The 12,218-nt window shown below is 42.0% G+C and carries 10 protein-coding genes and 1 other annotated feature; of the genes, 8 read left to right on the forward strand and 2 right to left on the reverse strand.

The genetic code is table 11. From position 1 onward, the window contains the following. Positions 1–41: 41 nt before the first annotated feature. Complete coding sequence (locus DWX96_RS13815) at positions 42–1,046, reverse strand: sensor histidine kinase (RefSeq protein WP_158561859.1); 1,005 nt, start codon at positions 1,044–1,046, stop codon at positions 42–44. A 78-nt stretch (positions 1,047–1,124) separates the two neighbouring features. After that, complete coding sequence (locus tag DWX96_RS13820) at positions 1,125–1,802, reverse strand: response regulator transcription factor (RefSeq protein WP_118057791.1); 678 nt, start codon at positions 1,800–1,802, stop codon at positions 1,125–1,127. A gap of 646 nt (positions 1,803–2,448) precedes the next feature. Here DWX96_RS13820 and DWX96_RS13830 point away from each other — a divergent pair. The 8 genes from DWX96_RS13830 (at position 2,449) to gltA (ending at position 12,114) form a co-directional block, all read left to right on the forward strand. Beyond that, positions 2,449–4,176 (forward strand): ABC transporter ATP-binding protein, encoded by a 1,728-nt coding sequence (locus DWX96_RS13830; protein WP_118057789.1) that lies wholly within the window; start codon positions 2,449–2,451, stop codon positions 4,174–4,176. A gap of 145 nt (positions 4,177–4,321) precedes the next feature. Beyond that, on the forward strand, positions 4,322–5,479 hold the full coding sequence (locus DWX96_RS13835) for a CobW family GTP-binding protein (RefSeq protein WP_118057788.1): 1,158 nt from the start codon (positions 4,322–4,324) through the stop codon (positions 5,477–5,479). A gap of 27 nt (positions 5,480–5,506) precedes the next feature. Next, entirely contained in the window at positions 5,507–6,454 is a 948-nt protein-coding gene (locus tag DWX96_RS13840; RefSeq protein WP_022243351.1) for a TIGR03943 family putative permease subunit, read from the forward strand. 47 nt (positions 6,455–6,501) lie between these two features. Further along, positions 6,502–6,741 (forward strand) — a binding site (T-box leader). A gap of 95 nt (positions 6,742–6,836) precedes the next feature. Then, on the forward strand, positions 6,837–7,892 hold the full coding sequence (locus DWX96_RS13845; RefSeq protein ID WP_118057787.1) for an ABC transporter substrate-binding protein: 1,056 nt from the start codon (positions 6,837–6,839) through the stop codon (positions 7,890–7,892). A 45-nt stretch (positions 7,893–7,937) separates the two neighbouring features. Next, positions 7,938–8,903 carry an ABC transporter permease gene (locus DWX96_RS13850; RefSeq protein WP_118057786.1) on the forward strand — a complete coding sequence of 322 codons (966 nt, stop codon included), beginning with the start codon at positions 7,938–7,940 and terminating at the stop codon, positions 8,901–8,903. Beyond that, complete coding sequence (locus DWX96_RS13855) at positions 8,903–9,709, forward strand: ABC transporter ATP-binding protein (protein ID WP_022243348.1); 807 nt, start codon at positions 8,903–8,905, stop codon at positions 9,707–9,709. Before DWX96_RS13850 ends, DWX96_RS13855 begins: the two co-directional genes overlap by 1 nt. 132 nt (positions 9,710–9,841) lie before the next feature. Then, a complete protein-coding gene (locus DWX96_RS13860; protein ID WP_022243347.1) occupies positions 9,842–10,729 on the forward strand; it encodes a sulfide/dihydroorotate dehydrogenase-like FAD/NAD-binding protein in 888 nt (295 codons plus the stop codon). Continuing rightward, positions 10,729–12,114 carry an NADPH-dependent glutamate synthase gene (gltA, locus tag DWX96_RS13865; protein WP_022243346.1) on the forward strand — a complete coding sequence of 462 codons (1,386 nt, stop codon included), beginning with the start codon at positions 10,729–10,731 and terminating at the stop codon, positions 12,112–12,114. Before DWX96_RS13860 ends, gltA begins: the two co-directional genes overlap by 1 nt. The last annotated feature ends 104 nt before the right edge of the window (positions 12,115–12,218 follow it).

The following is a 12,218-nucleotide window of genomic DNA, read 5'->3' on the forward strand; positions in this document are numbered from 1 at the left end:
ATCCCGGATGACAGGAGCATGACTTTTCAGTGACAGTTCTGTCACTTTTTATAGAATTTCAGGATAAAACGTGCACCGCCTTCTTTACGGTTTTCTGCTTTTAAGGTTCCATTTTCTTTGGAAACAATCATACGGGAGAGGGAAAGACCGATGCCAATGCTCTGACCGGTGGCATTTTTTCCTTTGTAAAAGCGTTCAAAAAGATGCGGGATATCTTCCTGAAGAAAACCACTTCCATTGTCTTCAATCACGATAGAAACATAGATTGGATTGTCGGTAACTGTAACATCAATCCTGCCACCGGAAGGCGTGTGCTCCATGCAGTTCTTTAAGATGTTTCCAAGGGCTTCCGCCGTCCATCGTAAATCCGTAGAAAAAGAAAAATCCTTCGGCTCTATGGTTTCATGATACTGGATGTCGCGAAGCTCTAGTGGAATGAGCAAAGGTGCAGCCGCAGTGGAGAGCAGTTCTTTGACAGAGGTTTTGGTCTGGTGAAAAGTAATGGTTCCTGCGTCCATGGAAGATAATTTCAGCAAAGTTTCAATGAGCCAGTCCATCCGGTCAATTAGCATGGATAATTCCCGCAGGGATTCCCTTCGCTTCTCATCGGAAAGAGCCGGCTCTTTTAAGAGAGTCAGCAAAAGGCGGATGGAAGTAAGGGGAGAGCGGAGCTGATGGGAAATATCAGCCATGGCATCCGCAAGATATTTTTTATCGTTTTCAAGAGCCTGATTCTGTTCCGCAAGGCGTCTGGTCAGCTTGGCAAGCTCATTTTGTAAAATTGCAAGTTCTCCTTCCATATAGTCGCTGAAATCACCACTGCTGTTACTGTGCAGCATCGCATCTAACTGCTGGCTTAAGGATTCCACTTTCCGGTAACGTTTTCTGGTGAAAATCATAAAAATAAGAATGAAAATAAGTGATGCAAAAAGGATGATTACACCACAGATGGTATCAAAATAAAATCCGATGCCTGCAAAGATAAAGCATACAAGCAGTTGCAGAAACAGGCATTTTTTGATTTCGGGATTGCGTAAAAATTTCATAAAGACTCCTTTGGGAAAATACATTTTCTTCGGTTATTATGGTACTCAAATTTATAACTGGCGTTTTCTGCAGTTCAATTAGTCACCAAGCTTATAGCCCAGTCCGCGGATGGTTTTGATATATTCCGGGTGTGCCGGGTCGGCTTCGATTTTTTCCCGGAGCCTTTTGATGTAGACAGTAAGAGTATTATCATTTACAAATTCCCCTGCCATATCCCAGAGTTCATCTAAGAGCCGGCTTCGTGTAAGGACAATGCCTTGGTTGGAAAGAAAGAGTAAAAGCAGCCGGTATTCCAAAGCAGAAAGCGTTAGTTCCATATTATTTTTATAGACCAGTCCACGTACAGTATCAGCTTTTAGTTCATGATATTCCAACGGCTGGCTGCCACGGTGATAGCGGCGGAGAACACTGTTCATTCTGGAAATCAGTTCTCTCGGCCGGAAGGGCTTGGGAATATAATCATCGGCACCAAGGTCAAGCCCGGCAACCACACTATATTCATCATCCGATGCTGTCAGAAAAATGACAGGAATATCAGAGTTTGCCTTGATGGCACTGCACAAAGAAAAGCCGCTTCCATCCGGCAGGGAGACATCAAGCAGCGCCAGGTCAAAGTGATACTGCCCGGAATCTAATAAATCGATGGTTTCCTTTTGGTTATTTGCAGAAGTAACCTGAAAACCCTCCTGATTCAGGAAAGTGCGTAAACTGGAAACAATACTTGTATCATCATCTACAAGAAGTACATGTGTCATGTTTTCTTCTCCTTACAATTAATTTATAGAAGGCACTGATTGACAAAATACTTGCATAAAATAATTTCGGTTATCCGGAGGATATTTGTTTATGGGATGGAAAATGCCAGTTGTTCTTAGCTGCATGTTTTACTTGATGATAAACTGTCTTTCCGCTTGCTTTGACCGGATATCTGCACTGTCCGCCGGGTGCGGATGCGGTATAAGACCTGTAAGGGGCACTAGGAATTTCGGCAGGCAAAATATTTTGTCCGGCAACCGGTGCAAATTCACATCCATGTTCATATGCACCTCGCTGGCACGTCCATGTGCCAGCGTTGCCTGTTGCCGGACGAAATTCCAAGTGCCCCTAACAGCCCTTCTTAGGCATCCGCACTTCGACGGACGGTACAGATAGACTGTCAAACATTGGAAAGACGGTTTTTACAGGCAAAAGCAAAACATGCAGCTTAGAACTACGGTATTTTATATCCAAAACAAATATCCTTTGGATAACAGGATTATTTTAACAAGGATTATATAGTGTCAATCCGCCACGTTTATAAAAGTCATTGTAGCATAAAGAAACTTGCATTTGCAAAAGAAACAGTATAAGATGGACAGTTGTGATGAAAAATAAGCTGGTAAAGGCAAGAGGGATAGACAGATGAAGCAGAATTTAAAGAAAATGATTTCTTATTATAAACCATATCTTGGCGTATTTTTTACCGATATGTTTTTTGCATTGTTAGCAGCAGTGGCGGCACTGGTGATTCCGCTGATTGTGCGTTATATTACATCAACCGTGGTATATCTGCCGGAGCAGGATGCAGTAAAAACAATTGGAGAACTTGCACTGTTTATGGTAGTGCTGGTAGCAGTCCAGTGTTACAGCAATTATTATATTTCTAATAATGGTCATGTAATGGGTGCAAAAATAGAATATGATATGCGGGCAGAAATATTTGCACATTATCAGAAACTGTCCTTTGCATTCTATGATAATCAGAAAGTAGGACAACTGATGGCGAGAATTACCACGGATCTTTTTGATATCAGTGAACTGCTGCACCATGGACCGGAAAATATCGTGATTTCCCTGATTAAGATAATTGGTGCATTTGCTATTATGATGGGAATCAGTCCGAAGCTTACAGTGGCGGCATTTGCACTGGTACCGTTTATGATAGCGTATGCATATTTCTTTAATAAGCGTATGAAAAAGGCGTTCCGGCAGAACCGTATTAAGATAGCGGATATCAACAGCCAGATTGAGGACAACCTTTCCGGTATCCGCGTAGTAAAATCCTTTGCTAATGAAGAAGTCGAACAGGAAAAATTCAGCCGCGGAAACAAAGGCTTCTTAGATGCCAAGAAGAACAGCTATCTCTTTATGGGTGGTTATCAGGCGGGACTGACTGCATTTACCACGTTGATTACCGTAGTAGTGGTGATTGCCGGAGCACTGTGGATTCCGGGTGGCAGTGTGAGTATTACGGATTTGATTACGTTTCTTTTATATATCAATGTATTTACCGAGCCGGTTAAGACACTGATTGATTTTACCGAGCAGTTCCAGAATGGATATTCCGGCTTTGAACGGTTTATGGAGATTCTTTCCATTGAACCGGATATTTCGGATGAGGAAAATGCCATTGTCATGGAAAATGTGCGGGGAGAAGTAGAATTTCAGGATGTTTCCTTCCGGTATGAAGAACATTTAAGCCGCGTTTTAAGGCATATAAATCTGAAAGTTCCGGCTGGAAGCTATGTGGCACTGGTGGGAACTTCAGGTGCCGGAAAGACAACCCTTTGCAGCCTGATACCAAGATTTTATGATGTGTCAGAGGGCAGAATTTTAATTGATGGCTGTGATATCCGCCACTATAAATTAAAAAGTTTAAGAGACCACATTGGCATTGTCCAGCAGGATGTTTATTTGTTTGCCGGAACTATTTTTGAAAATATTGCATATGGCAAACCGGATGCAACAAGAGAAGAAGTAATTGAGGCAGCAAAAAATGCCAACGCGCATGAATTCATTCTGTCATTGCCAGATGGATATGATACAGATATCGGACAGCGTGGCGTAAAACTTTCCGGCGGGCAGAAGCAGAGATTATCCATTGCCCGGGTATTTTTAAAGAATCCGCCGATTCTTATTTTTGATGAAGCAACATCGGCACTGGATAATGAAAGTGAAAAAGTGGTACAGGAATCGCTTGAGAAACTGGCGAAGAACCGGACAACATTTGTAATTGCCCACAGGCTTTCTACGATAGAAAATGCAGGGCGTATTCTGGTGCTGACAGAACAGGGAATCGAAGAAGAAGGAACCCATGAGGAACTGCTTGCGCGGAATGGAATTTATGCCGGATTGTATCATACCCATTGATTTTTGAGAAAAATCTATTTATAAAATTTGTATGAAGTTCCGGCTGCCGGGTTGAGAAATTTTAAATTTTCTGCTATATTGCAATAGGTAGACAAATCAATTCAGTGTGAAATGCACTTTAAATATTAGAAAGAAGGATGTTAAAATGACAAAAATTGATATTATTTCAGGCTTCTTAGGAGCTGGAAAGACCACATTTATCAAGAAAATGATAGAAGAGGCTTTTGTTGGTGAGAAGCTGGTACTGATTGAAAATGAATTTGGTGAAGTCGGTATCGACGGCGGATTCTTAAAGGATTCCGGCATTGAGATTACCGAGATGAACTCAGGATGTATCTGCTGTTCCCTGGTAGGAGACTTTGGAAAGAACTTAAATGAAGTAATAACTAAATTCCATCCGGACCGTATTTTAATCGAGCCGTCAGGAGTTGGTAAACTTTCTGACGTAATGAAATCTGTTATTGATGTGGAAAAAGAGCAGGATGTGAAATTAAATGCACTGGTTACAGTTGTAAATGCAAAGAAAGCATCCAAACAGATGAAAGCCTTTGGCGAATTCTTCAATAACCAGATTGAATTTGCAACAACAATCGTATTAAGCAGAACCCAGAGCACAACACCGGAGCAGTTAGAGCTTTGCGTAAAACAGATGCAGGAATTAAATGGCAAGGCTGCAATCATTACAACTCCTTGGGATGCCATCAAAGGTGAGCAGATTCTCAAAGTTATGGAAGGACAGGATTCTCTTGAGATGAAACTTCTTGCAGAGGCACATCATAAAGCAGAAGAGGAAGAACATGAGCATGAACATGAACACCATCATGACCATGACCACGAAGAACATGAACACGATCACGACCACGAAGAGCATGAGCATCACCACCATCATGACCATGACCACGAGGAGCATGAACACCATCACGATCACGACCATGAGGAGCATGAACATCATCATGAGCATGGCGAGAACTGCACCTGCGGATGCCATGACCATGACCACGAACATCATCATCACCATCATGCAGATGAGGTGTTTACAAGCTGGGGCAAAGAGACTCCGCATAAATTTACCCGTGAGAAGATTGAAGAGGTATTAAAGACCTTATCCGAGAGCGAAGAGTATGGTATGATTCTCCGTGCAAAAGGAATGGTAGAGGATGTCAATGGTTCCTGGATTTACTTTGATATGGTTCCAGGCGAGTATGAATTAAGAGACGGAGAGCCGGATTACACCGGAAGACTCTGTGTCATTGGTTCTAAGATTGACGAACACAAGATTGAAGAATTATTCGGCATTGCATAATGCCCGTCAGATAGGAAAGGGGAAACCATGCAGGAGATTCCAGTATATTTATTTACCGGATTTATGGATAGCGGTAAGACCACATTAATCAAAGAAACACTTTTTGAAAATGATTTCGGCGGGGACAACCGTACGGTAATTATTGTCTGTGAAGACGGTGATGAAGAATATGATGAAGCAAAATTAAATACCATTAATGCGAAGGTTGCGATGATTGAGGAGCAGGAAGATTTTACAACAGAGACCTTGCAGAAGATTCAGGAGACATACAAACCGGAGCAGATTTTTATTGAGTATAACGGTACCTGGGATATTGCTACGTTGCTTGAGACAAAGATGCCGGATGGCTGGGTAATCGTACAGTCTTTGGCAACCGTAGATGCCACTACATTTGAAATGTATCTTGCCAATATGCGTGCCATGATTATGGAGCAGTTGTTTAAGGCAGATGTAGTAATCTTTAACCGTTGTGATGACAATACACCAAAGGGCAAGTTCCGTCGTGCAGTAAAAGCACAGAACCGTCCGGCACAGATTGTATACGAGCGTGCCGATGGAACGATTGATGAGAGTGCCGATGAAGAACTGCCATTTGACATCAATGCAGATGTCATTGATATTACGGATGCAGATTATGCAATCTGGTATATGGATGCACAGGATAATCCGAAGAAATACGATGGCAAGAAAATCAAATTCCTTGCGTTGGTATATAATCCGGAAAAGATGAGCAGGAAGGGCATGTTCGTGCCGGGACGTTTTGCCATGACCTGTTGTGTAGAGGATGTACAGTTCTTAGGATTTAAATGCAAATATCCGAAGTCGGAAGAAATCGGTCACAAATCATGGATAAATATTACCGCAGAAGTTCATGTGGAATTTGCCAAGGAATACAGAGGAAAAGGACCTGTCCTTTATCCGGTATCCATCGAGCCGGCAGAGAAGCCGGAAGATGAACTGGTATATTTCTCATAAAAAAGTGTTGACAATGTGAAAGAAAAGTATTATTCTAACTTCAATAAGAGAAACCGTTGAGAAAGAGTAGTAAGCTTGATTGGAAATCAAAGAGAGCTGCAGGTGGTGGAATTGCAGTATGGAAGATTTTGCTGAATGGACTTTCGAGGGTGGCCTGAATTAACAGTAGGCGTCACCGGGAACCGAACCCGTTACCAATCCGGCATGTATGATTCGTACATGAATGAGTGGACAATTCGTCAATATGAGTGGTACCGCGATAATAAGATTTTATTACCGTCTCAAGCATAAGCTTGAGGCGGTTTTTTACTGTTGGAAAACAGTAAAAGCGCTTTCTCTTATGAACAACAATAAATCATATAAGAAAGAAGAGGTAGTAATTATGAAGAAGAAAATGATGGCAGCAGTATTAACAATGGCTATGGCAGTAGCAGCAATGACAGGATGCGGAAGCAACAGTGCATCCAATGATGCAGCAACAACAGAGAAGGCTGCAGCAGATGGTAAAGTTTATAAAGTAGGTATCGTACAGTATGTAGATGATGCTTCTTTAAATCAGATTGAGAAAGCAGTAGAAGCAGAGCTGGATGCAAAAGCAAAAGAGCTCGGTGTTACTTTTGATTATAAAGATTATACTTACAATGGTCAGGCAGATTCTTCTACCTTAAACCAGATTGCAACAGACCTGGTTGCAGAAGATGTAGATGTGATTATTCCAATCGCAACACCAACCGCAATGATTATGCAGGCAGCAACAGAAGAAAATCAGATTCCGGTTGTATTCTCTGCAGTCAGTGATCCGGTTACTGCAGGACTTGTTGAAAGTATGGATAAACCTGGTTCCAATATCACCGGAACATCGGATGCATTAAATACAGAAGCTGTAATGGACTTAATGTTTGCAGCAAATAAAGACATTAAAAAAGTAGGTCTTTTATATAATAAGAGTCAGGATTCTTCCACTGTTCCAATTCAGGACGCAAAAGATTATCTTGATAAAAAAGGCGTTGAATATGTAGAAAAAACAGGAACAACCAATGATGAAATCTCTCTTGCAGCAGATGCATTAGTTGCAGCCGGTGTAGATGCCGTATTTACACCGACCGATAACACCGTAATGACAGCAGAACTTGCAATTTATGAGAAATTTGCAGAAGCAGGCATTCCACATTATGCAGGAGCTGACTCTTTCGCATTAAACGGAGCTTTCTGTGGATTCGGTGTAAACTATGTTGACCTTGGTACTGCAACAGCAGACATTGTAGTAGATATTTTAGTAAATGGGAAAGATCCTGCAACAACAGCAGTACAGACCATGAGCAACGGAATCGCAACTGTAAATACAGATGTGGCAAGCCAGCTTGGAATTGATTACAGCGTATTTGACGGTATGTGTGAAAAAGTAGTAGAGATTCAGACCGCAGAAGAGTTTGAATAAAAAGATAAAACGATAGTATGATAAGATAGTCAGGGGGATTAAAGAATGGGCTCCATATTTACAGTATCCATTTTACAAAGTGCATTAGAGCTAGGGTGTATATACGCCCTGGTTGCACTGGCATTGTTTGTTTCATTTTCCATATTAAATATTGCAGATTTGTCAACCGATGGCTGCTTTACCTTAGGCTGTGCCGTATGTGCCATGGTAACGATACAGGGTCATCCGATTCTGGCACTGGCAGCAGCAATGTTAGCCGGTGTATGTTCCGGATTTATTACAGCATTTCTGCAGACAAAGCTTGGAATTGAATCGATTCTGGCAGGAATTATTGTAAATACGGGGCTCTATACCATTAACATTGCGGTCATGGGATTTGCTTCCCAGGTAAACCTGTTTAACTGCAATACCATATTTACCATGGCAAAAAATGCCATTGGCGGTGGCTGGTATAAACTGATTGTGGCAGCATTAATCGTACTGGTAATCGGCGTGATTTTATCCGCATTTTTAAATACCAGATTAGGTCTTTCCATACGGGCAACCGGTGATAATGCTGACATGGTAAAAGCCTCCAGCATTAATCCATCCTTTACAATTACCGTAGGTCTTTGTGTAGCCAATGCAATGACTGCATTATCCGGCGGTGTACTGGCACAGTACCAGAAATCCTGCGATATCAACCTTGGAACCGGTATGGTAACCATCGCACTTGCCAGCCTGATTATTGGAGAATCCATTATCGGAAAAGGCTCCATGTTCCGCAGAGTATTAGGTGTTGTATTAGGAAGCTGCCTGTACCGTTTCTTAGTAGCCGTTGCATTAAGACTGAATGTTCCGGCAGAGGCACTGAAACTGGTTTCTGCAATTATCGTAGCAATTGCAATTGCATTCCCGTTCCTGAAAAAGAAGGCAGCGTTTGTCAGACAGAAGAGCACAGCACAGAAGAAATTAAAAGACAATATGCGTCTGGAAGAAGCAAATGCAAAGGAAATGGGAGGTGACCGATAATGTTAGAAATGAAGCATGTATCTAAGACATTTAATCCGGGAACCGTAAATGAAAAGAAAGCATTGTGTGATTTGAACCTGGTTCTTGAAGATGGAGATTTTGCAACAATCGTAGGAAGTAATGGGGCAGGAAAATCAACTACATTTAATGCGATTACAGGTGCGTTCTATGTAGATGAAGGACAGATTATTCTAGATGGAGAGGATATTACATATAAGAAAGAATTTTTGCGCAGTAAAGTCATTGGTCATCTGTTTCAGGACCCGTTAAAGGGAACAGCACCACATATGACCATTGAAGAAAATATGGCACTGGCATATCTTCGTGCATCCGGAAAAGAAAATGCATTTTTCAGCAGAATCCGTAAATCCGATAAAGAAAAATTCAGAGAACTGTTATCCCAGCTTGATATGGGCCTGGAAGACAGAATGAAGCAGCCGGTGGGATTGTTATCCGGCGGTCAGAGGCAGGCACTTACCCTTCTGATGGCAACGATGGTGACCCCGAAGATTCTTCTTTTGGATGAGCATACAGCAGCACTTGACCCTGCAACCGCAGAGAAAGTATTGGAACTGACGAAAAAAATTATTGCAGAGCATCATATTACCTGTCTTATGGTAACCCACAATATGCATCAGGCATTAGAGCTTGGCAACCGGATTCTGATGATGGATTCCGGAAATATTGTCCTTGATTTAAAGGATGAAGAGAAGAAGAAAATGACGGTAGACAGCCTTTTGGAACAATTCCGCATCCAGGCAGGAAAGCGTCTCGACAATGACCGGATTTTAATGTCAGCACAGTAAAAATAGAAATTGGTAAATTTTTTTAAGAAACAAGTGTCGGAAAATGTTGATTTTCTGACACTTTTCCTATATGATTAAATCTAGTGGTCTGGAATTCCACGAGTTGATGTAAACAAAGTATGGAGGTATAGTATGTATCCTATTATAAAAAAGGAAAAGCTGGCAGATAAGATTTATCTTATGGATGTCAAAGCAGAGCGTGTTGCAAAGTCTGCAAAGCCAGGACAATTTGTAATCGTGAAAATCGATGAAGAAGGTGAGCGTATTCCGCTTACTATCTGTGATTATGATGAAAAAGCAGGAACTGTAACAATTGTATTCCAGACAGTTGGAGCATCTACAGAGCGTATGGCATATTTAGAGGAAGGAGATACATTCCAGGATTTTGTTGGACCACTGGGCTGTCCATCCGACCTTATTGAGGAAGATATAGAAGAGTTAAAGAAAAAGAAAATCGTATTTATCGCCGGAGGTGTTGGAACAGCACCGGTTTACCCACAGGTAAAATGGTTACATGAACATGGGGTAGACTGTGATGTTATCATGGGTTCTAAGACCAAGGATTTATTAATTCTGGTAGAAGAAATGCGTAAAGTTGCAACTAATCTTTATGTAACAACCGATGATGGTACTTATGGCTTCCATGGAATGGGAACCAACCAGTTACAGGAATTATGGGATAAAGGTGTTCGTTACGATCATTGTGTTGCCATCGGACCAATGATTATGATGAAATTCGTTTGTAAACTGACCAAGGAGCTTGGCATTCCAACTGTTGTATCCATGAATCCGATTATGGTAGACGGAACCGGAATGTGTGGAGCATGTCGTCTTATGGTTGGCGGCGAAGTAAAATTCGCATGCGTGGATGGACCGGAATTTGACGGGCATCAGGTAGATTTCGACCAGGCAATGAAGAGACAGCTTCAGTATAAGACAGAAGAAGGCCGTGCAATGTTAAAATTGCAGGAAGGCAATACCCATCATGGTGGATGCGGTCAGTGCGGAGGTGACAAATAATGGAAGGATTAACAAGAGTACCTGTACGTGAACAGGAGCCAGAGGTACGTGCAGCAAACTTTGAAGAAGTTTGTCTTGGCTATAATGAAGAAGAAGCAGTAGCAGAAGCAAAACGCTGCTTAAACTGTAAAAATGCACAGTGTATGAAAGGATGTCCGGTTTCCATTAATATTCCGGCATTTATTGCACAGGTGAAAGAAGGCAACTTCGAAGAAGCTTATCATATTATCAGTGAATCATCTGCACTTCCTGCTGTATGTGGCCGTGTATGCCCACAGGAGAGTCAGTGTGAAGGAAAATGTATCCGTGGTATCAAGGGTGAGCCGGTTGCAATCGGTAAATTAGAGCGTTTCGTAGCTGACTGGGCAAGAGAGCATGGAATCAAGCCTAAGAAAGCAGAAAAATTAAATGGACATAAAGTAGCAGTTATCGGTTCCGGCCCTGCAGGTCTTACCTGTGCCGGCGATTTGGCAAAGCTTGGCTATGATGTTACTATTTTTGAAGCATTACATGAAGCAGGTGGAGTATTAATCTATGGTATTCCGGAATTCCGTCTTCCAAAGTCAAAAGTAGTTGCAGCAGAAGTAGAAAATGTAAAAGCTTTAGGCGTTAAGATTGAGACCAACGTTGTCATTGGTAAAGCAGTTACCATTGATGAATTAATGGAAAAAGAAGGATTCGAAGCTGTATTTATCGGTTCCGGTGCAGGACTTCCAAGATTTATGGGAATCCCTGGCGAGCAGGCAATGGGAGTATTCTCTGCAAACGAATTCTTAACCAGAAATAACCTGATGAAAGCATTCCGTGATGACTATGATACGCCAATCAAAGCCGGCAAAAAAGTTGTTGTAGTTGGTGGTGGTAACGTTGCAATGGATGCAGCCCGTACCGCAAAACGTCTCGGCGCAGAGGTACATATCGTATACCGTCGTGGCGAGGAAGAGCTTCCGGCAAGAAAAGAAGAAGTACATCATGCAAAAGAAGAAGGCATTATCTTTGACCTTCTGCAGAATCCTACTGAAATCTTAGTAGACGAAGACGGCTGGGTAAAAGGCTGTCGTGTCATTAAGATGGAATTAGGTGAGCCGGACGCATCCGGAAGAAGAAGCCCGGTAGAGATTCCAGGTTCTGAATACGAAATCGAGGCAGATACCGTAATCATGTCTCTTGGTACCTCTCCAAACCCATTGATTTCATCCACTACCAAGGGTCTGGACATCAATCGCAGAAAATGTATCATTGCAGAAGAAGAGACCGGAGCAACCTCCAAAGATGGCGTATACGCCGGTGGAGATGCAGTAACCGGAGCAGCAACCGTTATCCTTGCCATGGGTGCAGGAAAAACTGCAGCAAAGGGAATTGATGAATTCTTACGCAATAAATAAAGAGAAGTAAAGAATAAAGCATAATAATATATGCTTTTGGGACGCAGGATTTTGATGTGACCCCAAAAAGTTAGACTTTTAAGCGTAGCAGTTTTATTGGCTGC

It is taken from the genome of Roseburia sp. AF22-2LB (assembly GCF_003461125.1).
In the GTDB taxonomy this organism is placed as follows: Bacteria; Bacillota; Clostridia; order Lachnospirales; family Lachnospiraceae; genus Roseburia_C; species Roseburia_C amylophila.